We start from the raw sequence: 24,128 nt of genomic DNA, 5'->3' as shown, positions 1-24,128 counted from the left end.
CTGGCATCATGCCGATCCCATGAACCGCCCATCGATCGCCACAGACACGCGCCCCCTGTGGCGCATCTTCCTCGCCTTCCTCGGCCCGATGATCGTCGGCAACGTGCTGCAGGGCCTGTCGGGCACCTTCAACGCGGTGTTCGTCGGCCAGATGCTCGGCACACGTGCCTTGGCTGCCACAGCCGCCGTCTTCCCGATCGTGTTCTTCTTCATCACGTTGGTGATCGGCATCGGCGCCGGCGGCTCGGTGCTGATCGGCCAGGCCTGGGGCGCGAAGGAGACGCACAAGGTCAAGGCGATCGCCGGCACGGCCATCACGCTCGGCTTCGGGGTGGGCCTCGTGATCGCGCTGTTCGGCGGCGTGTTCACCGAGCACCTGCTGCATGCGCTCGGCACGCCCGCCGACGTGGTCGACGATGCCATCGGCTATGCCCGGCTGATGATGCTCGCGATGCCCGGGCTGATGGTGTTCATCCTGATCACGCAGCTGCTGCGCGGCGTCGGCGATACCGTCACGCCGCTCTACGCCTTGCTGCTGTCGACCATCGTTTCGTGCGTGATGACGCCCGCGTTCATCCGCGGCTGGGGTGGCCTGCCGCAGCTCGGCGTCACCAGCGCGGCGGCGGCCTCCATCGTGTCGTTCATCGCCGCGCTGCTCTACCTCGGCGTGCACCTGAAGCGCGCAAAGCACCCGCTGTCGCCCGACCGCGAACTGCTGCGCTCGCTGCGCATCCAGCCGCAACTGCTCAGGCTGGTGCTGAAGATCGGCATGCCCACCGGCATCCAGATGGTCGTCATCTCGCTGGCCGAGATCGCGCTGCTGGCCCTCGTCAACCGCTTCGGCTCGGACGCCACCGCGGCCTATGGTGCCGTCAACCAGGTCGTCAACTACGTGCAGTTTCCGGCGCTGTCGATCGCGATCACCGCGTCGATCCTCGGTGCCCAGGCCATCGGCGCCGGCCGCACCGACAAGCTCGGCGCGATCACCCGCACCGGCATCATCCTCAACCTCGTGATCACCGGCACGCTGGTCGTCATCGGCTACCTGTTCTCGCGCCACCTGATCGCGCTCTTCATCACCAGCCAGCCGGTCATCGAACTCGCGCAGACGCTGCTGCACATCATGCTGTGGAGCAGCGTCGTGTTCGGCTGCGCGTCGGTCGTCAGCGGCGTGATGCGCGCCTCGGGCACCGTGCTCGTGCCGATGTCGATCTCGATCTTCTGCATCGTCGCGATCGAGGTACCGGCCGCCTACGGGCTGTCGCAACGCATCGGCCTCGAAGGCGTCTGGTGGTCGTACCCGATCGCGTTCGTCTCGATGCTGGTGCTGCAGTCGGCGTTCTACCGGCTGGTGTGGCGCAAGACGAAGATCGAGCGGCTGGTCTAGGGCCGGTTCGCCACGCGCTTCGCGATCGACTGCACCATCGGGTGCGCGTCGAAATGCGCGAGCAGGCGCGACTTCTGCAAGCTCGTCAGCGCCGACGCCTCGATCAGGCCGCGCCACTGCCCGACTGCCGCACGCACCGCCTCGCGGATCGCGGTGGCCGCCGGCTTCTCCGGGATGCGCAACGCCGCGCAGAACGCCCGCACCACCGCCGGCGACAGCTGCTGCTGCCGCAGCCGTCCCGCCACAGGGGCTAGCGCCGCCGGCAGCAAGGCCAGCGCGTGGCCCTGGTGGCGGCTGTAGGCGGCATAGGCCACCACGTCGTAGGCCGGCGCGAAACGCGGCGCCACGCCATCCGGATAGACCAGGCCCATGTTCTTCAGGTGCATGTCGGGGTTGCCCAGCATCTCGTTGACGACCAGCCGGCGCAGCAGTTCGTGCACCGCCGACTCGCCCAGGCTGTCGAAGCCCAGCAGCACGGCCGCGACATCGACATAGCTGCGCGCCGCATCACCCGCCACACCGCCGTACTTGTCCTCCGGCATCACGCCCAGCACCTGCGCGAAATCCTCGTTGTGGACGCGGCCCGCCGGGCTGCGGTCGAAACGGCGCACGGCCAGGAAGCGCGTCTGCGCATCGCTGTCGCCGAGGTCGTAGCCATGCAGGATGGACAGCTTGGCCAAGGGCTCCAGCCAGGCCTCGCACACCTCGACGCCCGCTGCCGCCGCCAGGCGCAGCGACAGATCCTCCACCTCCGGCAGCCGCGGCTGCGCCACCACCGGCAGCTTCGCGATGATGTGGGTGTCATGGTCGCGCGTGCGGGCGACGTAGCGCTCGCCGTCGCGGATCGCGCCCACCTTCGGTTGCACGCCCGACAGCGACACCCCGTCTTCCAGCGGGTCGGCGGTGACCGACATCTCCAGCGCGTCCTGGTGCTGCGTCACGTAGCGGGCCAGCTCGTCGCGCGACAGCGCCACCGGCAGTGCATACAGGTTGCCCGGCAGGTCGCGGCCGCATGCCGCCAGCATCTCGAAGTGATCATGCGGATCGCAGCCGCGCAGCTCGGCCACGCGGTCGCGGAACACGCCCTCGGGCAGCAGGTTCTGGAAGAAGGCCGGCAGCAGCCAGCCGTTGCGGCTGGAGTGGCGGCCGTTGAAGGCCACCGAGCGCACGTCGCGCCACAAGGCCTGCTGCTGCAGCGGCGATTCGGCCAGCCAAGCAGCCGACACCGTCGGCTGCGGCATCGACTGCACGAAGGCCTCGTCGGCCACGAAGCGCGTCACGACCGTGTCGGCCGCGAGTTCGTAGCGGAACAGCACGCCGATGCGGCGCCGTTCGCCCAGCAGGATCGCCAGCGCCTCAACGTTCATCGCCGTCGCGCGGGCGCACCGCCTCCAGCGCCGCCACCACGCGCGACCGGACCTGCGGCGGCGCCGTCTGCCCGGCGTCGACCGCGGCCGCCGCGCCCTTGGGCACCAGCAGCAGCTCCAGGCCCAGCCGGTCGGCCAGGGCCAGCAAAGTGCTGAGCTTGAAGTCCTCGGTGCCGCTGAGCACGTTGGTCAAGGTGCGCTGCGACACGCCGGCCTGGGCCCGCAGTTCGGCCTGCGTCAAGCCGGCAAGCGCCAGCGACGAGCGCAGCAGGCCGGCGACTTCCTTCGTGGTGTTCATGGCAATGAAGTGCTATTGATGGTCAATAGACTACTTCATTGCCATTCGATGGGCAAGAAAAATGGCACCAAAGTGCCATTTTTCTGGTTTACGCTACTTTGTTGCCATCAGCGCTGGTACACCCGCACGTAGTCCACGTCCATGCGCTGCGGGAAGGTCGTGGCGCCGTTCGGCGCGCCCGGCCAGTTGCCGCCGACCGCGACGTTCAGCAGGATGTGGAAGCGCTTGTCGAACGGTGCCGGGAACGCGCCGCCACTCGACCACCACTGCGTCTGCGTGTTGTACAGCGTGCCGTCGACGTAATGGCGGATGACACCCGGCTCCCACTCCACCGCGTAGGTGTGGAAGTCGTTGAGGATGCTGCTCGCCGGCACGAAGGGCTTGCCCGAGTTGGTGTTGTTCGGCCAGGTGCCGCCGTAGTGCAGCGTGCCGTAGACGGTGTTGCCGCCCGCCGCGCCGGCGTTCACCGCTTCCATGATGTCGATCTCGCCGCTGGCCGCCCAGCCGCCATAGACCGAATCGGACGGCAGCATCCAGAAGGCCGGCCACAGGCCCTGCCCGCCCGGCAGCTTGATGCGGGCTTCCATGCGGCCGTACAGCCAGTCGCCCTTGTTCAGCGTGCGCAGCCGTGCCGAGGTGTAGTCGCGGCAGCCGTCGGTCGAGCAGAAGCGCTCCTTCAGCGCCTTGATGCTCAGCACGCCGTTGGCGACCGATGCGTTCTCGGCCCGCGCGGTGTAGTACTGCAGCTCGTTGTTGCCGCCGCCACCGCCGTTCACCTCGAAGCCCCACTTGTTGCCGTCGATCGCGCTGCCGTTGAACTCGTCCTGCCACACCAGGCGCCAGCCCGCGGGCGGCTGGGTCGGCGGCTGGGTCGGTGTCGTCGTGTCGCCGCTGCCGGCCGAGAAGGCCCAGCGCTGGTTGGCCTGCGTGCCGGTGCAATCCCATTGCTGCAGCTTGCCGCCCGACGCGGTGCTCCACTCGGCGACGTCCAGGCACTTGCCGCTGTGACGCGCGACGACCTGGTAGCCGTCGGGCGTCGCGTTGACGAGGAAGCGCTGGTTGTCGCCGGCGGTGTCGGCCCACTGGGTCAGCAGCGCGCCGCTGGCAGTCGAGACTCCGGCGATGTCGAGCGACTGGTGCGTCTGCGCGTTCGAGAAACGGTAGGCGCCGCCTTGCTCCGGCAGCACGTCGAACTTCTGCGTCTGCGCGCTGCTGCAGGTGGCCTGCACCGCGGGCGCACCGGCGGCCGCGCTGCCGCCCTGGATGTCGACGCACAGGTGCGAGTGGTTCGAACTGATCGTGTACTGCCCGACCGGCAGCGTGCCGCGGCCGGTCGCCGTCAGCGGGTAGAAGTGGTACTGCTGCGCGCCGCTGCCGTTGCAGCTCCATTGCTGGATGTTGGCGCCGTCATTGAGCGACGCGCTCGCGACGTCGACGCACTTGCTGCTGTTGACGTTGGTCAGCACGTAGCGGTTGCCCTGCACGCGCTCGATGCGAAAGCGCTGCGCGTTGGTGCCGTTGTCGGCCCACTGCTGCATGTTCGCGCCGTCGCCGGTGCCGGCCGACGCGACATCGACCGCCTTGCCGCTGCCGACGTTGATCAGCTTGTAGACGCCAGCCGACGGCTGCGAGACGTCGAAGGCCTGCGCCATGTTGGCGTTGCAGGTGGCCTGCTGGATGTTGCCGCCGTCGGCGGTGCTGGCCGCGGCCACGTCGACGCACTTGCCGCTGAGCGCATTGACGATCACGTAGCGGCCGACCGGCAGCGTCGCGGTGGACATGCCCGCCGCGGCCTCGCGGCCAGCGCCTTGCGCGGCGGCGTTGGCATTGGCGGACGACGACGCGCTGTCATCCCCGCTGCCGCAGGCCGCGACAAGCGCCGCCGCGGCGATCGCCAGCGGCAGCAACGAGATGTGGCCCGCCGTGCGGGCCGTGCTGTGAATTGTCATGAACGTGCTCTCCCCCTGTGAATGCAGGCGGATTCTGGAGGGGCACCGCACGAGCGCGAACGGGGTCATTGCAACAAGCCGAAACCCGCTTGTGCCGACCGAAGGCGCACCGTTCCAGCAGGCGATCGATGTCCGGGTGCGTCGCGTCGATTGCGCCGTGTTACGTAACAGCCCGGGGAAACTGGAAACGCTTTCAGTCAGTCGAGAAAACGCCGGTGCCAAGCCCGCGTGGCCTCTTGGTCGGCCGTGATGCCGTCAGCTTCGAAGAAGTAGGCCAGCTCCGGCATCTGGAGTTGCGGCGCGAGAAGCCTCGCCACGTCGCGGTAGGGTTGCAGGCGATCCTGCCGATTGACGTCGCCGACCAACGGCTCGCTGCTCATCCGGAGTTCGACCTTGCCCTGCGCCAGGCTCGTCACCGACGCGACGTGCGGCAACACGGCGGCAAGCCCCGGAGCAGCCGCCATCTTCTCCGCGAGTTCGCGGCCGAGGTACGACAGCCAGTAGACACCGGCCATTCGGTCGCCAATGCCGGTCGCCGCGGCTCCCGGCTTCAGAACGTCGAATCCCGGGTACCGCCGTGCCACGCGCGCCGCCGGCGTGGCGTCGTGAAGGTAGGCCACGCAAGGGCTCGCGTAGGCGAAGGAAAAGGGGACCCCCTCGGCCAGCGTGCGCACGAATACGGACACGGCTTCGGTGCCCCGCTGCTCGAAGATCTCGCGCGACAGGCGGAAGCTGAAGACGTTGCGCCAGTCCGGTCGTGTCTCGCTCGGCTTGGCCTGCCCGTAGTAGTAAAGGTCGCGGCCGGTCACGTCGACATCGTCACCGATCAGGCTGATGCCGCCCTCGCCTTCCCCGGCCGATTCACGCAGCGTGGCCACCAGCGATTGCAGGCCGGTACCCGTCACGGGCAGCGTGTCGCCGTCGTCGTCCACCTGGTACCGAAACGCCGCCGGCCCCGCGAACGCCACCACCTGCTCGACGGCATCCGCGATGCGGCCGGCGCAGGCCTCGTGCACCTCGTCGACGAAGAACACCACGGTGAACGCATCGACCGCGATGACACGGCCTTCGTCGTCACGAACTTCAAGGGGCGGCCACATCATCGGTCCTTCGCATCAGCTTGGCTTGTATCAGGCATTCGCATCATGGATAGACCAGCACCGGCTCGACCTTGAACATCTCGCGGTACTTCTCGGCCTGACCCTTGCTCCACTGTCCGGTCTTCTTCTGCTCGGATGGACAGGGAAACTTCAGGTCGACGACCCCGGTGACCTTGCTCCTGTCGACCACTCCGGTGGCCGTGTCCACGCAGCCCTCGCTCGTCAGCAGCAAGTCCGGCCGCGACCCGCCCTTGACGGGGTGCGATTTCGAATTGCCGTCTTTGTCGAAGTTCTGCTGCCAGAGCATGTAGTCGTTCGCCGGGGTGTTGGCCTGCACGCAATCTTCCTTCAGCGATCCGAGCTTGACCTGCACCGGCTTGTCGACTTCCTTGCCGAGCCTGGAGTCCCACATGCTTTCGCCGGAAGAGGCCCAGCAGTCGTCATGCTTCGGCCCATCGGGATGCTCTTCGTCCCATTGGTCGTTGACGGCCAGGTCACAAGCCTGCGCGATCACCTTCAACGCCGCGATCGCGGTCGCCATCTCGACGTCGCCCATCGCGTCGACCGTGTTCTTGTGGTTGTGGAACTTCTTGTCGGTCAATCGACAGACGTTCGCGCCGTCCATCTTCACGTCGAACGAGTAGGTGATCCAGTCAGTTTCCTTCTTGAAGGTGTTCGAGGTCACGCCACCCAGCGTGCCCGGCTCGTCGCCGGTCGACATCTGGTAGTGCGAGCCCTTGATCGCGATCATGTTGCCGCCATCGGCCTTCACGGTGACCGTCCCGTCGGCGAGGTCGCCCGAGCGCGCAACGTTGGGATACGGCATCGGCACCGGCCCGCCCGGCGTGGGGGTCTTGCACACGTCGGGCAAGGTGGCAACGGAGAAGCCGTTGCTGCCCTTGTGCGACACGGACAGCCCGTTGGCATTGACGGTCACGGCCATGGCGGCTACTCCTCGTGGATACGCAGTCGATCGCAGACGGTCAGCGCGGAGCGCGGGCCGCCGTCGGAAGAAGCCGACAGCAGGCTCATCGGTCCGGCGGCATAGTTCTTCGCGGCGGCCATTTCGGCCGCAGCCAGCAACAGCGGGCCGGTCGCCGCACCGACGTCGCCCCACGAATCCGCCGGCGTGACGATGTCGACCGACTCCGCCAGGTGCTCTCGCGTGCGAGCGACCGTCAATGCAATCTCGTCGCCGCGATAGGGTTCGCTGTTGAGGTCGCACCAGACCTGGTCGACGCGCCGCTTCGCTTGCACAGCCCCCTCGAGAGCACCTCGCCAGGCCGCACTCAGTCCCTCGCCGATGCACACGCTGCGCTCGCGGATGCGTTGCCGCTCGATGGCATGGCCGGCACCCAGCAGCACCAGGCGCGAGGCGGGCGGCGCCTCGCAGCACAGCAAGCAGAACGCGGCGGCCTCACCCGGACAGAACCCCCACGGCATTGCATCGGAATGCAGGGCCTCGATGGCATCGAGCCACTCAAGGGTCTCGGACACCAGCCAGCTGTCGACGCCGCCGACGAGCACCGCCCGATCCGGGCGCTCACGCAACAGCTCGACCGCCCGGCCCATCAGCGCCAGCCCGCCCGCATGGCCGCGCGCCAGTACCTTGACCTTGCCGCCGGCCGTGACTTCGCGAAAGGCTTCGGCAAAGCGGGTTCCCACCTCGACGGCGAACCCCTCCGGCAGGCCAGGACGGGGCTCCGGCAGCGCCAACATGACGTCGATGGCCATGGGGCCGTCGACACCCGCCACAGCGTCCTGGGCAGCCTGGACGGCCAGATCGACAAGCCGCTCGATGACCGGCCCGTCCGTCTCGCCCCAGGGCACGGCGGCGACGCGCATCGGCTCGCCCTGACGATCAAGAAATTGCGCGTGCTCGCCCTGTCCGGAAATACCGGCACGCTGTGCCGCCATCGTCGAGTGTGCACACAGGCCGATTGCCGTGATCGCACCGATGCCCGCCACGGCGACGATGGTCATGACGCTTCTCCGGCGTGGTGCTGGCGCAGTCGCACCGGACCGCTCAATCCGATCTGCGTGACGCGCAGGCGCTGGATGTCGTGATGACAGGCCAGCTCGCTGACCCACACCATCGCCAGCCGCGCACGCTCGGTGTCGAGCGTGACGCTCGTGATCCGGCCGGCATGCTCGACGCTGGCCCGGCCCCGGAAGAGCGTGCGAAAGGTCGGACGCACCACGGGCAGCCGGAAGGCACACATCGCGGCCCGCGAATGGAGGTGCACCAACCTGACCTCCTCGCCACCCTCGAGAAAACCGTCCACCTGCTGCAGAACGGGCGCGGCGCGTTGGTAGCGCAGGTCGAAGTCGTCTGGCAGCAGCGGCCTGCGTTCGCGCTGCCAAATGGCGTCATAGGTGCCTGCGTAGCGTGCGCGCGGCTGCCAGTGCCGCGCCACCGGACCGAAACCGACGGGCGCCGGATGATCACGCACGCTGTCGATCAAGTGCGCCGGATCTTCGATGTTCGGCAAGGCCGAGCCGCTCAGGCTGCCATTTGCGCCTGCAAGTCCGCGTCCGACCGGATTGCGCGGCTCCCAGCTCGTTGGGACCGATGCAGGACCGCTGCCGCCGAAGGCGCGCTCCCAGGTCAATGGCATCGAAGAAAACGCCATCGGCTCGCCGGGATGCAGCGTGCCGAGCAGCCCGCGTTCCCAGACCCTGTCGCCGATGACGGTTGCGGTGCGCTGCACCGGCCCGACCCGGAATCCCACCTGCAGACGCTGAACCGGTCCGGCCGGCGCATGCGCGCACCCGCGAACGAAGACATCGGTGCCCGGCCGCGCCCAGACGATGTCAGCCTCATGTGCGAGGCTGGAGGTCGACGGGTCGCCGAAGAAGGCCGGCGCCAGTGCTACCTGATCCTGCTTGTCGGCGATGCCGAGCGAGCCGTCGGGGTGGATGTCGAAGCTGGCCTTCAATGCGACCAGCCACACCTCTGAGCCATCGCGATCTCGAACGCCGCACCGCTCGACCCCGAAGGGTGTCCGGTTCTCGGTTTGCCACATGGGAAGCAGCCTCTCTGCACGGCCGCGGGCCCCGCCGGGGAGCCCGTCACCGCCTGCCCTGGTGCGTTGAACTGCGAATGAACCCGCGGAAATCTTAGCCCGATTGCGGACGCTCGTCGATGCAGGCGAGGCCTGTCAGTCCGGCGCAGCGAACCGGGCGGCCGCGGCTTGAACAGCATCGAACACGCCGTCGGGCACACGGTTCTGGAACTGCTTTCGTCGATGGTTCGAGACCTTGCCACCGTTGTCCAGCGCGCTCAGCACCAGCGTTGCGAGATCGCTGCCCCGCAGGTCGAAGCGCTCACCGACGGTTCGAACGATGGCGTCGTAGCGCGCGAGAAACTCCGTCTCCTGGCGCAGTTCGACTTCCAGCGCCTGCTCGGCCATCCGGTAACCGAACTCGACGCAGGCGGTGGCGTCCCAGTAGCGGTAGAGCGAATCGTCGCCGCGGAACTGCAGGTCGTACTGCCCTTCGTCGATCCAGCGCACGCCCCAGAACTCGCGCACTGGCCGCGAATAGCGCTGCAGCACCGCGAGGTAGTCGTCTTCATGCCGCTTCATCGCCACCGACACCGGCAGCAGCGTTCCCTTCGGAAGCCGCCCGGAGCGACACAGCGCCTGGTGGAACAGGAAGCGCGACAGCCGGCCATTGCCGTCCATGAAGGGATGGATGAACACGAAGCCGAACGAGACGATCGCCGCGGCGACGATCGGATCGATGACGGTGGGCGCGGCATTCGCGAACGCCACCAGTTCGTCCATCAGCTCGGGCACGAGATCGGGCGGCGGCGGCACATAGGTCACGCCGGCAGCGCCGCGCGCCGGGCCGCGCAACCAGTTCTGCTCGCGGCGGAACTGCACCGCCTTCACGTGCAGGCTGCTCACCGCCGCGTTCTGCAGTTCGACGAGGTGGTCTTCGCTCAACGCGGGACCGTCATGCGCCTGGTGCAGCAGCGCGATGAAGCGGCGAGCCTTGTCTTCGCTCGGTGCCTCGCGCTCGATCGCGAACGAGTCTTCGGTTTCGTGCAGGTAGGCCCAGCGCAACGCACGGTCGGTCATGCCGGCGCCGAGCGAATCGATGAACTCGCGGGTGCGGTCGAGCACACCCGAGGCCATCGCCTTGTCGAGCCAGGGCGTGCGCTCGACGGTCGCGCAATAGCGCAGCGAACCCAGGCCGTTGAAGGACACCCGCCAGCGGGGATCGCGACGCTCGGGGCCGGTGAGGTAGCGCGCCGGATCGAACACCGGCACGGTCTGGCCGCCGATCGCCGGCAGGTCGGCCAGCTCCCGACCGGTGAAGCGCTCCCACAGGCAGCAGGCCAGGCGGATGTAGGCACCGCTCGGCGATTGCCTGAGCTGGTTCATCAACGCGGCGGGGTCCACGCGCGGCAAGGCCTGCGAGAGAATCTGCAGGTTGACGCCCTCGTGCTTCAGCGCGAAGAGCAGGTGCGCCAGCGGCTGCGTCGTGTCGGGTGCAACACTGCGCGGAACGGACAGGAAGGTTTCACCCGGCTCGATGCGCGTGACCGGCTTCAGCCATGCCGGCTTGGCCGGCGCAAGCGCCGGGAGCGACAGGGACTGGCGCAGGTGCTCGTACCCGACAGGCCTCATTTTTCTTGTCCGCTTCGAAGTTTTTTTGGATTCTAGGGATATCGGCCCATTTTTTTGAAATTTGCTCATGCCCTCCAACCCGCTGACCCCCGAACAACGCCAGCAGCTGCGCCGCCAATGCACGCTGATCGTCCCCGACTTCGCCACGCTGACGCCGGCCGAGGAGTTCGCCCGCATGGCGGCCTGGTGCGAGACCCATGGCATTGAGCACGACCACTATGGCAACGGCGCGCTGGCCGCCGACTTCGAACGCAAGATCGCCGCGTTGCTCGGCAAGCCGGCCGCGGTCTTCATGCCCAGCGGCGTGATGGCGCAGCTCGCCGCGCTGCGCATCCACACCGAGGCGGCACGGTTGCCGCGCTTCGGGCTGCACCCGACCTCGCACCTCGCGCTGCACGAGGAGGAGGCCTTCAGCGCGCTGCTGCAGTGCCATGCGGTGCCGATCGGCGACCGGTTGCGGCCGATGCTCGCGTCGGACCTGGAAGCGGTGCGCCAGCCGCTCGCCTGCGCGATCGTCGAGCTGCCGATCCGCGAAGCCGGCGGCCAGCTGCCCTCGTGGGACGAATTGCTCGCGCTGCACGCCGTCGCGCGCGCACGCACCCTGCCGCTGCACCTCGACGGCGCCCGGCTGTGGGAATGCGCGGCGTTCTACCAGCGCAGCCCGGCCGAGATCGCCGCCGGCTTCGAGTCGGTCTACGTGTCGCTGTACAAGGGCATCGGCGCCGTCTCGGGCGCGATGCTGGCCGGCAGCGACGACTTCATCGCGCAGGCCCGGCTGTGGCGCCGGCGCCTGGGCGGAACGCTCTACCACCTGAGCCCGATGCTGGTGTCGGCCGCGATGCGCTTCGACGAACGCCTCGCGCTGATGCCGGCGCTGTACGAGCGCGCGGTCTCGTTGACCGCCGGCCTGAACGCGATCCCCGGCCTGCGCGTGAACCCGCGCGTGCCGCAGACCAACCTGCTGCACCTGTTCTTCGATGCGCCACCGGATGCGGTGCTCGATGCGCGCGACGCGCTCGCCGCGCAAGACCGCGGCTGGCTCTTCGGCCATGTGCGGGCCGCCGAGGTGCCGGGCTGGAGCGCGACCGAGCTCTACGTCGGCGACCGCCTGCTGCAGGCCGACGATGCGGCCGTGCTCCCGCTGTTCGCGAAGCTGGCGGCCGCGATCAGGGCTTGATGAAGGTCACGTCGTAGCTGAAGCTCTTCGCGACGCCGCCGATCTTGACGTTCGACACCGTCACGCCGAGCCTGGTGTCGGCCGGCGCCCGCGACCACGGCTGCCCGCTGCCGCCGATCGACCAGGCCATCGTGTTCTCGGCATAGTTCTTGTCGAGCTCGGCCACGCCGGTCACCGGCACGGCCGCGCCGGCGTCATCGGTCATCGTCACGGTGGCGGCCGAGAAATCCGCGCCGGGGTACGAGAACGACCAGCGCATCGCCGGCTCGGCGATCTTGTTGTCCCAGGGCACGTAGCCGCGCGGCGGCCAGGGCATGCCGTTCGGCACGGCCGGTGCCGCATGCGTGTTGCCCAGCACCCACAGCGCGTTGCCCTGCGGCGTGTCGCCGGTGCCGACCTCGCCGAGCACCAGGCTGAAGACCCAGCGCCGGTGGCCGAGCGACGCCACGCCGCCGTCCATCACGTACAGCGGGATCGAGCCGATGCCCGAGCTGTTGGCGCTGGCGCTGTTGAGGTTCGTGCCCAAGGCGATGTTGGACTTGCCGGCGGCCGTGGCGCCGTCGGCGGTGTAGCAGGTCCAGGTGGTCGGCGGCGTGTGGCTGAGCTGGTCGTTCGCGTCGAACATCAGCGCTGCCTTCTGGGCCTGCGCCGATTTGGTCAGCGACAGCGTCACGTCGCCCGGCAGGCCGGCCATCGCGCGGTAGTAGTTGACCAGCTTGACGACCGCGTTCTTGTACGCGAGCGGCGTGTCGCCGGCCGCGCAGCCTGCCACATTGCCGGTCCAGCTGAACGTGGTCTTGCGCAGCGCGACGAAGCCGTCCTGGTAGCGCGCGAGCACCTCGGCGCGGTTGCTGGTGTCGATGGCGCCGAAGGCCGTGGCACTCGCGGGTGCGGGTGCGGGTGCGGGTGCGGGTGCGGGTGCGGGTGCGGGTGCGGGCGCAGGCGCAGGCGATGGGGCCGGCGATGGCGCGGGTGAAGGCGCAGGGGACGGTGCGGGGCTGGGCGCCGGCGCAGGCGCCGGGCTCGGCGCATTGCCGGTCGGCGGGTTCTGGCTGACCTCGCTGCTGTCGCCGCCGCTGCCGCAGGCGGCCAGCATGAACAGGCTCAACAGCCCGGCCGAGGATCCGATGGAATGACGATGAGAGGGCATGCCCCTCGGCAAGCAAGCACGGGACCACGCGGCACAGGCCGGCCCAGGCCCGCTGCGAGCCCGTTATCCGGCACGATCCGCACACAGGGTGTTGCAAGGCCGACGCCTGGCGTCACACCCTCCGCTGTTGCGTCAGCTGGGCCGCCAGACCGGCGACTCGGCAATCACGACCCGGCGCGGCAGCACCCGCGCCCGCGTGAAGGCGTCGGCGATGCGCTGCTGCTCGCCCAGCGCCTCGGCGTCGACGGCCTGCACCTTGTAGCTGCGCCGCAGGTTGGCCGCGGCCACCGTCGCGGCATCGAGGCCGATCACCGGCGCATGCCATTCGGCCGCCGGGCCGGGGTTCTTCTTGATCCAGTCGCCGGCACGCTGCAGCTCGGTGAACACCGTGCCGAGCACGTCCGGGCGCCGCTGCGCATACGGCGTCGCGGCGAGGTAGAAGCGCCGGTAGCTCGACAGCGAACCACCGTCGAGCAGGATGCGCGCGCCGGCCTGGCGCTGCACCGCAGCGAGGAACGGGTCCCAGATCACCCAGGCGGCCACGCTGCCGTTCTCGAACGCCGCGCGTGCATCGGCCGGGCTCAGGTAGGCCGGCTCGATGTCGCCGATAGCCAGCCCGGCCTTCGCGAGCGCCTCCAGCAGCAGGTAGTGCGCGCCGGCGCCCTTCGCGAAGGCGACCTTGCGGCCCTTCAGCTGCGCGACGTCGGTGATCGGGGACTCCTTGGGCACGACGATCGCCTGGGCCTGCGGCGACGGCGTCTCGATCGCGCAGTAGGTGAGCTTCGCGCCGGCCGCCAGCGCGAACGGCGGCACCGCATCGGCCACGTCGGCGCTCAGCTCGATCGCGCCGATGTTCAGCGCCTCCAGCAGCGGCAGCCCCGAGGTGAACTCGTGCCAGGTGACGTGCACCTTCAGCGGCGCCAGCGCCTGTTCCAGCGTGCCGCGCGACTTCAGGAAGATCATCAGCGTGGACGATTTCTGGAACCCGATGCGCAGCGTCTCGGCGTCGGCCGCGCGGGTAGCCGGCACGAGGCTCGCGGCCAGCGCGGCCGCGATGAAGCGGCGGCGTGGATGGGCCGGAGCGGCGTCGGGAAGATCGGGGGACTGCATCGAAGGCTCTCGGGGTGGCGGAGCCCGCGACGCTAAGCGCCGCCCCACACGCCGGCAACGACGCAATGCGCAGATCCTTATGCGCCGACGGATGCGACGTTCAGGCGCTTTCGACCCGGCTGCGGTCCCGGATCACCGAGCGCCCAGCCGTCATCGCGTAGTGCAGCGCCGATTCGGGGTCGGTCCAGCAGCGGCCGTCGCACATGGCCTCGTCGCGGAACACCTCGCAGGGCGCACCGTTGCCGTGCACCTGTTTCACCACCACCGCGGCCACGTAGCCGCCGTGCGCCACCTCGATCGCGCCGGCATAGATCTTGAAATCACCGACTGTCTGCTCCTGGAAATGCATGCTCTGCTCCACGCCGGCCCCGTACCGGAAGGGGCGAACTGTGAACGCATTCGATCGCAAATTCCATCGACAAGATTGGCGCCCCCGTTTGGGGGGTGGCCCTGCTTTGCGGTCCTGCTTTGCGGTCCTATTTCGCCCGGCACTGCGCGTACAGGCGCATGTACGAGGCCGCGGCCACGTCCCACGAGAACTCCTGCGCCATCGCGCGGCGCATCAGCTGCTGCCACAGCGCCGGCTGGCCGTAGGCGTGCAGCAACCGGTCGACCGTGACCTCCAGCGCCATCGAGCTGGCCGGCTCGAACGAGAAGCCGGTCGCGCGGTCGGTGCGGATCGTCTCGTCGGTCGTGTCAACCACCGTGTCGACCAGCCCGCCGACGCGCCGCACCACCGGCAGCGTGCCGTAGCGCAGCGCATACAGCTGCGTCAGCCCGCAGGGCTCGAAGCGCGACGGCATCAGCAGCGCGTCGCTGCCGGCGATGATGCGGTGCGCGAGCGCCTCGTCGTACACGGTGCGCACCGCCACCTGCGCCGGGTGGGCGCGCGCGGCGCCCTCAAACGCCGCCTCCAGCGCGCGGTCGCCATTGCCCTGCAGCGCGAACTGCCCGCCGCGCTGCAGGATACCGGGCAGCGCCGCCAGCACCAGGTCGAGCCCCTTCTGCGAGGTGAGCCGGCTGACAACGCCGAACAGCGGCGAATCGGCGCGCCGCTCCAGCCCCAGTTCGTTCTGCAGCGCGAGCTTGCAGACCGCCTTGCCGACCAGCGAATCGGCCTGGTAGCGCTTGGCGATGCCGGCATCGGTGGCTGGGTTCCAGACCTCCGGGTCGACGCCGTTCAGGATGCCACAGACATCGCCGCCGCGGCCGCGGATCACGCCGTCGAGCCCGCAGCCGTACTCGTGCGTCGCGATCTCGCGCGCGTAGGTCGGGCTGACGGTCGTCACGCGGTCAGCGAACTTCAGCCCCGCCTTCATGAACGACAGCTGGCTGTGGTACTCGACGCCCGAGGCCGCCATGTAGCGCGCCGGCAGGCCCAGCAGGTTGAAGTCGCCCGCCGGAAACAGCCCCTGGTAGGCCAGGTTGTGCACCGTGAAGACCCGCGCCGCGCGCGTCGGCGCATGGGCATGCGCATAGGCGCAGGCCATCGCGGCATGCCAGTCGTGCGTGTGCAGCACCTCGGGCACCCAGTCGGGGTCGAACTCGCCGGCGGCGATGTGGGCCGCGACCCAGCCGAGCAACGCGAAGCGCTGCGCGTTGTCGGGCCATTCGTTGCCGTCGGGCGCCTGGTAGGGGCTGCCGCCGCGCCGGTACAGGTAGGGCGCATCGACCACGTAGACCGGCAGGTGGCTGTACGGCATCGTGCCGAGCGTCAGCCGCACGCGCGCCGCGCCGAAGGCCGCGCCGATCTCGCAGACGGTCTTCTGGTGCAGCACCGCGTCGGCGATGGCCGGCAGGCCGGGCAGCACCAGCCGCACGTCGGCGCCGGCGCGCACCAGCGCCTGGGGCAAGGCACCGGCCACGTCGGCCAAGCCGCCGGTCTTGACCAGCGGGAAGATTTCAGCGGCAACCTGGAGTACTTTCATGCAGTGATCAGGCGGTGAGTTTGGCGAGCATGTCGCGCGTGACGAGGGTGATGCCGTTCTCGGAACGGTGGAAGCGCTGGGCATCGAGTTCGGCATCCTCGCCGATCACCATGCCGTCGGGGATCACGCAGGCGCGGTCGACGATCACCCGCATGAGCCGCGCGCCGCGGCCGATCTGCGCACCCGGCAGCAGCACCGACCAGGCGACGACCGCGTGCGAATGCACCCGCACGCTCGAGAACAGCACGGTGCGCGTGACCGAGCCCGAGACGATGCAGCCGCCCGACACCAGCGACTCGACCGCCATGCCGCGGCGCTCGTCCTGGTTGTGCACGAACTTGGCCGGCGGCAGCTGCTCCTGGTAGGTCCAGATCGGCCAGCGCTTGTCGTACAGGTTCAGCAGCGGGTCGGTGGCGGTCAGGTCGATGTTGGCGTCCCAGTAGGCGTCGATGGTGCCGACGTCGCGCCAGTACGGTGCCTCGCCGTGCCGCGTGCTGACGCAGCTCAGCTCGAACGGGTGCGCCGAGGCCTGGCCGTTGCGCACCGCGCGCGGGATGATGTCCTTGCCGAAGTCGTGGCTCGAATCGGCGTCGTTCATGTCGCGCTCGAGCTCCTTGTAGAGGTAGCGCGCATTGAAGATGTAGATGCCCATGCTCGCGAGCGCCATGTCGGGGTGGCCCGGCATCGGCGGCGGGTCGGCCGGCTTCTCGACGAAATCGACGATGTGGTTGTCGCGGTCGACCGCCATCACGCCGAAGGCCACCGCCTCGTGGCGCGGCACCGCGATGCAGCCCACCGTGCACTCGCGCCCCTTGGCCACGTGGTCGGCCAGCATCAGCGCGTAGTTCATCTTGTAGATGTGGTCGCCGGCCAGCACCACCACGTAGTCGGCGCCGTAGCTCGCGAGGATGTCCTGGTTCTGGTAGACGGCGTCCGCGGTGCCGCGGTACCAGCTCTCGTCGTCGTTGCGCTGCTGGGCCGGCAGCAGGTCGACGAACTCGTTCATCTCGCTCTTCAGGAAGGCCCAGCCGCGCTGCAGGTGGCGCAGCAGGCTGTGCGACTTGTACTGCGTGATCACGCCGATGCGCCGGATGCCGGAGTTCAGGCAGTTCGACAGCGCGAAATCGATGATGCGGAACTTGCCGCCGAAGTAGACGGCCGGTTTGGCGCGGCGGTCGGTCAGGTTCTTCAGCCGGCTGCCCCGGCCACCGGCCAGCACCAGCGCGACGGCGCGCTTGGGCAGGTCGAGGCTCAACGCAAGATCGATGGGTTGCATGATGTCTCCAGGAGGGGTCGCGGCGCGCACCGATTGTGCACGGCCCGCACCGCATTGAAGCACTGCCCCCGCGCTTGCGCACGCCGGGACAAACGAGCAAAGTCTGGCCCACACTGCAGGACCCCCGCCGATGACTTCCCCGTACATGACACCCCAGACCCCCCCCCAGCAGATGCAGGCCGCCCTCGACGAGCAACTGCTGAAGACCGTCGGCGTCGCGCCGCCCGCCGCCACCCCGGTCGACGTGATGCACGGCGTGGCCCAGATCGCGCGCCAGCAGCTCTCCGAACGCTGGGTCCAGACCCAGGCCATCGAGCGCGCCGCCAAGGCCCGCCGGGTCTGCTACCTGTCGATGGAATTCCTGATCGGCCGCACGCTGTCGAACGCGCTCGCGGCGCTCGACCTGCGCGAGCCGGCCGCCGCCGCGGTCGCGCTGCATGCGCAGACGCTCGAAGACGTGGCCGACCACGAGCCCGATGCGGCGCTCGGCAACGGCGGCCTCGGCCGGCTGGCCGCCTGCTTCCTCGACTCGATGGCCACGCTCGGCCTGCCGTCGTTCGGCTACGGCATCCGCTACGAATACGGCATGTTCGCGCAGGGCATCGCGCACGGCCGCCAGGTCGAGCACCCCGATCCGTGGCTGGCCGACGGCACGCCGTGGGAGTTTCCGCGGCCCGGCATCAGCTACCCGGTGCGCTTCGGCGGCCATGTCGAGCAGCACATGCATGCCGACGGCAAGGCCCACGCGGTGTGGCGCCCTGCCGGCTCGGTCGAGGCCAAGGCCTACGACATGGTGATCCCCGGCCACGGCACGCAGAAGGTCAGCACGCTGCGCCTCTGGAAGGCCGCCGCACCGGCCCACATCGACCTGAACGCCTTCAACACCGGCGACTACGCCCGCGCGGCCAGCGTCAAGAACGAGTACGAGAACATCTCGTGGGTGCTGTACCCGAACGACAGCACGCCGGCCGGCCGCGAGCTGCGGTTGCGCCAGGAGTATTTCTTCACCAGCGCGTCGATCCAGGACATCGTCTCGCGCCACCTGGACGAGCATGACAGCCTGCACAACCTGGCCGACCAGGTCGCGATCCACCTGAACGACACGCACCCGGCGATCGGCGTGGCCGAGCTGATGCGCGTGCTGTGCGACGACCACACGATGCCGTGGGCCGACGCCTGGGCGATCACGCAGAAGACCTTCTCGTACACCAACCACACGCTGATGCCCGAGGCGCTCGAGACCTGGGCGGTGGCGCTGATGCAGCAGGTGCTGCCGCGCCACCTGGAGATCATCTTCCGCATCAACCAGGAGTTCCTCGACCTGGCCGCGAAGCAGCGCCCCGGCGACGACGGCTTCCTGCGCCGCCTGTCGCTGATCGACGAATCGGGCGAGCGCCGCGTGCGCATGGCCAACCTGTCGATCGTCGGCAGCCACAAGGTGAACGGCGTCTCGGCGCTGCACTCCGAGCTGCTGACCAAGACCATTTTCTCGGACTTCGCGTCGATCTACCCGACCCGCTTCACGAACATGACCAACGGGGTCACGCCGCGGCGCTGGCTGGCGCAGGCCAACCCCGGCCTCGCGCACCTGCTCGACCAGACGCTCGGCCGCGGCTGGCGGCTCGACCTCGACCAGCTCGCGCAGCTGAAGGAACACGCCGGCAACGAGGCCTTCCGCAGCAAGTTCGCCGCGATCAAGCTCAACAACAAGAAGCGCCTGGCCGAGCACATCCAGCGCCACACCGGCATCCACGTCGACCCGGGCAGCCTGTTCGACGTGCAGGTCAAGCGCATCCACGAGTACAAGCGCCAGCTGCTGAACGTGCTGCACGTCGTGACGCGCTACCTGGCCATCATCGCCAACCCGACGCTCGACTGGGTGCCGCGCACCGTGATCTTCGCCGGCAAGGCGGCGTCGTCGTACCAGACGGCCAAGTCGATCATCCGGCTGATCCACGACGTGGGCACGGTGGTCAACGCCGACCCGCGCGTCGGCGGCAAGCTGCGCGTGGTGTTCATCCCGAACTACGGCGTCTCGGTGGCCGAGGTGATCATGCCGGGCGCCGACCTGTCGGAGCAGATCTCGACCGCCGGCACCGAAGCGTCGGGCACCGGCAACATGAAGCTCGCGCTGAACGGCGCGCTGACGATCGGCACCGACGACGGCGCGAACATCGAGATCCGCCAGAGCGTCGGCGACGACAACATCTTCATCTTCGGGCTCAAGACGCCCGAGGTGCAGGCGCTGAAGGCCTCGGGCTACCACCCGATGCGCCACTACGAGGGCAACCCGGCGCTGAAGGCGGTGCTCGACGCGATCTCCGGCGGCCTGTTCTCGCCCGACGAGCGCGACCGCTACCGCCCGCTGATCGATTCGCTGCTGTGGGGCGGCGACCACTACCTGCTGCTGGCCGACTACGACGCCTACGTGCAGACGCAGCAGCGCGTCGACACGCTGTTCGGCCACCGCGAGGCCTGGATCGCGCGCGCGATCGCCAACGTGGCCGGCATGGGCGTGTTCTCGTCCGACCGCACGATCCGCGAGTACGCACGCGACATCTGGAACATCGACCCCGAGCTGAAGGCCGGCGCAGCGCTACGATCGGTGGCATGACCCGCTGCTGCCGCCCATGCTGACCCCCGCCGAGATCGAGGACATCCGCCACGCCCGCCACGGCGATCCGTTCTCGGTGCTGGGCGCCCATGCCGATGCGAGCGGGCAGCGCTGGCTGCGCTGCTTCCAGCCCGGTGCGCGCGCGGCACTGGCGGTCGACGCCGACAACGGGCAGCCGCTGTCGGTGCTGACGCAGCTGCACCCCGACGGCGTCTTCGAAGGCATGCTCGGCAGTACCGCCGGCGCCTGGCGGCTGCAGTTCACCTGGGCCGACGGCAGCAGCGCCACCGTCGACGACCCCTACCGTTTCCCGCCGGTGCTCGGCGAGCTCGACGTGTGGCTGCTGGCCGAAGGCACGCACCTGCGACCTTACGAAACGCTGGGCGCGCAGATCCGCGTGATGGAGGGCATCAGCGGCGCGAGCTTCGCGGTGTGGGCGCCGAACGCGTCGCGCGTCAGCGTGGTCGGCGACTTCAACCACTGGGACGGCCGCATCCACCCGATGCGACTGCGCCGCGAGTGCGGTGTGTGGGAGATCTTCCTGCCCGGCATCGCCGAGGGCACGCGCTACAAGTACGAGATCCGCACCGCCGACGGCCATGTGCTGCCGCAGAAGGCCGACCCGTACGCGCTGCAGTCCGAGCTGCGGCCGGCCACCGCGAGCGTGGTGTCGCACATGCCGCGGCTCGCGCCGGCCTCGGCGCAGCGCCAGCAGTCGAACGCGCTCGATGCGCCGGTCAGCATCTACGAGGTGCACCTCGGCTCATGGCGGCGCAAGCCCGAGGAAGGCGACCGCTGGCTGAGCTGGGACGAACTCGCCGACACGCTGGTGCCGTATGCGCAGGACATGGGCTTCACCCACCTCGAGCTGATGCCGGTCAGCGAGCACCCGTTCGACGGCTCCTGGGGCTACCAGCCGGTCGGGCTGTACTCGCCGACCGCGCGCTTCGGCGACGGCCCGGGCTTCCGGCGCTTCGTCGACCGCTGCCATTCGGCCGGCCTCGGCGTGCTGCTCGACTGGGTGCCGGCGCATTTCCCGAGCGACGTGCACGGCCTCGCGCAGTTCGACGGCACGCACCTGTACGAATACGCCGACCCGCGCGAAGGCTTCCACAACGACTGGAACACGCTGATCTACAACCTCGGCCGCACCGAGGTGCGCAACTTCCTGGTCGGCAATGCGCTGTACTGGCTGGAGCGCTACGACGTCGACGGGCTGCGCGTCGATGCGGTCGCGTCGATGCTGTACCGCGACTACAGCCGCGAGCCCGGCGAGTGGATCCCGAACGTGCACGGCGGGCGCGAGAACCTGGAGGCCATCGCGTTCCTGAAGCGCATGAACGAGGTGGTGGGCATCGAGCGGGCGCAGGCCGTGACGCTGGCCGAGGAATCGACCGCGTTCCCGGCGGTGTCGCGGCCCACCTTCGCCGGCGGGCTGGGCTTTCACTACAAGTGGAACATGGGCTGGATGCACGACACGCTGAAGTACATGGCGCGCGACCCGGTGCACCGCAAGCACCACCACGGCGAGATGACCTTCGGGCTGGTGTATGCCTTCAACGAGAACTTCGTGCTGCCGCTCTCGCACGACGAGGTGGTGCATGGCAAGGGCTCGCTGATCGCGAAGATGCCGGGCGACCGCTGGCAGAAGTTCGCGAACCTGCGCGCCTACTACGGCTTCATGTTCGGGCACCCGGGCAAGAAGCTGCTGTTCATGGGCGGCGAGTTCGCGCAGGAGCGCGAATGGGACCATGACCAGAGCCTCGACTGGCATTTGCTGTCTGATGGTTTGCACGAGGGCGTGCAGCGGCTGGTGCGCGACCTGAACCGCTTCTACCGCGCCACGCCGGCGCTGTACGAGCAGGATTTCGTCCCGGCCGGCTTCGAGTGGATCGACCACCAGGATGCCGAGCATTCGGTGATCAGCTTCGTGCGGCAGGGCCGCCATGACGGCGCGACGGTGCTGGTCGTCTCGAACCTGACGCCGACGGTGCGCTCGGGCTTCCGCGTCGGCGTGCCGCGGCCGGGCGAGTACCGCGAGCGCATCAACACCGATTCGGCGCACTACGGCGGCAGCAATGTCGGCACGCCGCTCGGGGCCGCGCGCTCGGAAGACGTGCCGTGGCAGGGCCGTGCGCAGTCGGTGATGCTGACGCTGCCGCCGCTGGCCACCGTGTTCCTGGAGTGGGAGGCTTGACGCCGCTGCAGCCGGGACGCCCGTGGCCGCTGGGCGCGCACTGGGACGGCCAGGGCATCAACTTCGCGGTGTTCTCCGACCACGCGCAGGGCATAGCCCTGTGCCTGTTCGACGACGCCGGCACGCAGCAGCAATCGTGCACCGCGCTGCCGGGGCGCACGCAGCAGGTGTGGCACGGCTACCTGCCGGGCGCGCAGCCGGGGCTGGTGTACGGCCTGCGCGCGCACGGCCCGTGGCAGCCGGAGCGCGGGCAGCGCTTCAACCCGAACAAGCTGCTGCTCGACCCGTATGCGCGCGAGATCGTCGGCCGCTTCGACTGGAACGACCCGCACTTCGGCGGCGACCGCCAGCGCCCGCTCGAGATGGACCTTCGCGACAACGGCGCGCAGGCGCTGAAGGCGCGTGTCGTGCACGATAGCTTCGACTGGGGCGGCGATGCGCCGCCCTGCACACCGCTGGCCGACGCGGTGCTGTACGAGGTGCACGTGAAGGGCTTCACCCGCCTGCACCCCGGCGTGCCCGAGACACAGCGCGGCACCTATGCGGGCCTGGCGAGCGACGCCGCCATCGCCCATCTGCGGCTGCTCGGCATCACCGCCGTCAGCCTGCTGCCGGTGCATCAGGCGCTCGACGAAGAACGGCTGGTGCGCATGGGCCTGCGCAACTATTGGGGCTACAACACGGTCGGTTTCTTCTGCCCGAGCCCGGTGCTCGCCGCGGTGGGCGCGTCCGGCGCCGCGGTGCGCGACGAATTCCGCACGATGGTCAAGCGGCTGCATGCGGCCGGCCTCGAGGTGATCCTCGACGTGGTCTACAACCACAGCGCCGAGACCGACGAGCAGGGGCCCACGATCCACTTCCGCGGCCTCGACAACGCCGCCTGGTACCGGCTGCGGCCCGACGACCCTGCCCTCTACGTCAACGACACCGGCACCGGCAACACGCTGAACCTGGGTCACCCGCGGGTGCTGCAGCTGGTGATGGATTCGCTGCGCTTCTGGGTCAGCGAGATGCACGTCGACGGCTTCCGCTTCGACCTCGCGCCGGTGCTCGGCCGCGGCGCGACGGCTGGCGGCTTCGACACCGGTGCCGCGTTCTTCCACGCGATCGCGCAGGACCCGCTGCTGTCCACCGTGAAGCTGATCGCCGAGCCCTGGGACATCGGCCTCGGCGGCTACCAGCTCGGCCAGTTCCCGCCCGGCTGGGCCGAGTGGAACGACCGCTTCCGCGACACGGTGCGCAGCTTCTGGCTGCGCGGCGAGACCAGCCGCGGCGAGCTGGCGCAGCGGCTGTGCGCCTCGTCCGACGTGTTCCAGGCGCGCGGACGGATGCCGGCCGAATCGGTGAACTTCATCGTCGCGCACGACGGCTTCACGCTGGCCGACCTGGTCAGCCACGACCGCAAGCACAACGAGGCGAACGGCGAAGGCAACCGCGACGGCCACGACCAGAACCACAGCTGGAACGCCGGCGTCGAAGGGCCGAGCGACGACCCGGTGATCCGGGCGCTGCGCGGGCGGCTGCAACGCGCGCTGCTGGCCACGCTGCTGCTGTCGCAGGGCACGCCGATGCTGTGCGCCGGCGACGAGCTCGGGCATTCGCAGGGCGGCAACAACAACGCCTACTGCCAGGACAACGCGACCAGCTGGATCGACTGGTCGCGCGCCGACGACGCGCTGGTCGCGTTCACCGCGCAGGTGCTGGCGCTGCGCCGCACGCACCGGCCGCTGCTCGACCGCTGGTACAGCGGCCTCGCCGATGCGCAGGGCCGCGTCGACCTCGGCTGGCTGCAGGCCGACGGCACGCCGCTCGCGGATGCGGACTGGCGCGACCCGGCGCAGCGCGCGCTGGGCGCGGCCATCGGCGCGCCGGGGCCGTCCGGCCAGGCCTTGCTGATGCTGATGAACGCCGGCGACACCGATGTGCCGCGATGTGCCG

The 24,128-nt window shown here is 69.3% G+C and carries 18 protein-coding genes; 5 read left to right on the top strand and 13 right to left on the bottom strand.

Annotation, left to right across the window (positions count from 1 at the left end):
* The first annotated feature begins 19 nt into the window (after positions 1-19).
* On the top strand, positions 20-1,387 hold the full coding sequence (locus ACXJLU_RS02055; RefSeq protein ID WP_457328843.1) for an MATE family efflux transporter: 1,368 nt from the start codon (positions 20-22) through the stop codon (positions 1,385-1,387).
* Here ACXJLU_RS02055 and ACXJLU_RS02050 read toward each other — a convergent pair.
* The 8 genes from ACXJLU_RS02050 to ACXJLU_RS02015 form a co-directional block, all read right to left on the bottom strand.
* Positions 1,384-2,754 (bottom strand): type II toxin-antitoxin system HipA family toxin, encoded by a 1,371-nt coding sequence (locus tag ACXJLU_RS02050; protein WP_457328842.1) that lies wholly within the window; start codon positions 2,752-2,754, stop codon positions 1,384-1,386. The genes ACXJLU_RS02055 and ACXJLU_RS02050 overlap by 4 nt on opposite strands.
* A complete protein-coding gene (locus ACXJLU_RS02045; RefSeq protein WP_457328841.1) occupies positions 2,744-3,052 on the bottom strand; it encodes a helix-turn-helix transcriptional regulator in 309 nt (102 codons plus the stop codon). Before ACXJLU_RS02045 ends, ACXJLU_RS02050 begins: the two co-directional genes overlap by 11 nt.
* Positions 3,053-3,159: 107 nt before the next feature.
* Positions 3,160-5,001 carry an RICIN domain-containing protein gene (locus ACXJLU_RS02040; protein WP_457328839.1) on the bottom strand — a complete coding sequence of 614 codons (1,842 nt, stop codon included), beginning with the start codon at positions 4,999-5,001 and terminating at the stop codon, positions 3,160-3,162.
* 197 nt (positions 5,002-5,198) lie between these two features.
* Positions 5,199-6,101 (bottom strand): type VI immunity family protein, encoded by a 903-nt coding sequence (locus ACXJLU_RS02035; protein ID WP_457328838.1) that lies wholly within the window; start codon positions 6,099-6,101, stop codon positions 5,199-5,201.
* Positions 6,102-6,144: 43 nt separating this feature from the next.
* A complete protein-coding gene (locus ACXJLU_RS02030) occupies positions 6,145-7,044 on the bottom strand; it encodes a DUF4150 domain-containing protein (RefSeq protein ID WP_457328837.1) in 900 nt (299 codons plus the stop codon).
* A 5-nt stretch (positions 7,045-7,049) separates the two neighbouring features.
* Complete coding sequence (locus ACXJLU_RS02025; RefSeq protein ID WP_457328836.1) at positions 7,050-8,084, bottom strand: hypothetical protein; 1,035 nt, start codon at positions 8,082-8,084, stop codon at positions 7,050-7,052.
* Positions 8,081-9,127 (bottom strand): DUF2169 family type VI secretion system accessory protein, encoded by a 1,047-nt coding sequence (locus ACXJLU_RS02020; protein ID WP_457328835.1) that lies wholly within the window; start codon positions 9,125-9,127, stop codon positions 8,081-8,083. The genes ACXJLU_RS02025 and ACXJLU_RS02020 overlap by 4 nt, the downstream gene beginning before the upstream one ends.
* Before the next feature lie 135 nt (positions 9,128-9,262).
* Entirely contained in the window at positions 9,263-10,738 is a 1,476-nt protein-coding gene (locus ACXJLU_RS02015) for a Fic family protein (protein ID WP_457328834.1), read from the bottom strand.
* Positions 10,739-10,805: 67 nt separating this feature from the next.
* Between ACXJLU_RS02015 and ACXJLU_RS02010 the strand changes: the two genes are divergently transcribed.
* Positions 10,806-11,915 (top strand): threonine aldolase family protein, encoded by a 1,110-nt coding sequence (locus tag ACXJLU_RS02010; protein ID WP_457328833.1) that lies wholly within the window; start codon positions 10,806-10,808, stop codon positions 11,913-11,915.
* On the opposite strand, the gene ACXJLU_RS02005 is transcribed toward ACXJLU_RS02010, so the two are convergent.
* The 5 genes from ACXJLU_RS02005 to glgC all read right to left on the bottom strand — a co-directional run bounded on the left by ACXJLU_RS02005 (position 11,905) and on the right by glgC (position 17,379).
* Positions 11,905-13,065, bottom strand: a complete 1,161-nt coding sequence (locus tag ACXJLU_RS02005) for a CAP domain-containing protein (RefSeq protein ID WP_457328832.1) — start codon at positions 13,063-13,065, stop codon at positions 11,905-11,907. The two genes, ACXJLU_RS02010 and ACXJLU_RS02005, sit on opposite strands and share 11 nt — an antisense overlap.
* A 132-nt stretch (positions 13,066-13,197) precedes the next feature.
* Positions 13,198-14,175, bottom strand: coding sequence for an aliphatic sulfonate ABC transporter substrate-binding protein (locus ACXJLU_RS02000; protein ID WP_457328831.1), 978 nt, complete (start codon positions 14,173-14,175; stop codon positions 13,198-13,200).
* Between the two features lie 100 nt (positions 14,176-14,275).
* Positions 14,276-14,524, bottom strand: a complete 249-nt coding sequence (locus ACXJLU_RS01995; protein ID WP_073464118.1) for a hypothetical protein — start codon at positions 14,522-14,524, stop codon at positions 14,276-14,278.
* Between the two features lie 127 nt (positions 14,525-14,651).
* Positions 14,652-16,103 (bottom strand): glycogen synthase GlgA, encoded by a 1,452-nt coding sequence (gene glgA, locus ACXJLU_RS01990; protein ID WP_457328829.1) that lies wholly within the window; start codon positions 16,101-16,103, stop codon positions 14,652-14,654.
* 7 nt (positions 16,104-16,110) lie between these two features.
* Positions 16,111-17,379, bottom strand: a complete 1,269-nt coding sequence (gene glgC / locus ACXJLU_RS01985; RefSeq protein ID WP_457328828.1) for a glucose-1-phosphate adenylyltransferase — start codon at positions 17,377-17,379, stop codon at positions 16,111-16,113.
* Positions 17,380-17,524: 145 nt separating this feature from the next.
* Here glgC and ACXJLU_RS01980 point away from each other — a divergent pair, with 145 nt between their 5' ends.
* From ACXJLU_RS01980 to glgX, 3 genes are all read left to right on the top strand, one after another.
* Positions 17,525-19,993: a glycogen/starch/alpha-glucan phosphorylase gene (locus ACXJLU_RS01980; protein ID WP_457328827.1), complete on the top strand. Its 2,469-nt coding sequence runs from the start codon at positions 17,525-17,527 to the stop codon at positions 19,991-19,993.
* A gap of 16 nt (positions 19,994-20,009) precedes the next feature.
* Positions 20,010-22,190, top strand: a complete 2,181-nt coding sequence (glgB, locus tag ACXJLU_RS01975; RefSeq protein ID WP_457328826.1) for a 1,4-alpha-glucan branching protein GlgB — start codon at positions 20,010-20,012, stop codon at positions 22,188-22,190.
* On the top strand, positions 22,187-24,128 hold a 1,942-nt coding region (glgX, locus tag ACXJLU_RS01970), incomplete at its 3' end, for a glycogen debranching protein GlgX (RefSeq protein WP_457328825.1). The genes glgB and glgX, both read left to right, overlap by 4 nt.

This window comes from Rhizobacter sp. P5_C2, from assembly GCF_054049715.1.
The sequence above is the reverse complement of the archived record's forward strand: the minus strand, read 5'-3'. Positions and strand labels throughout refer to the sequence as shown.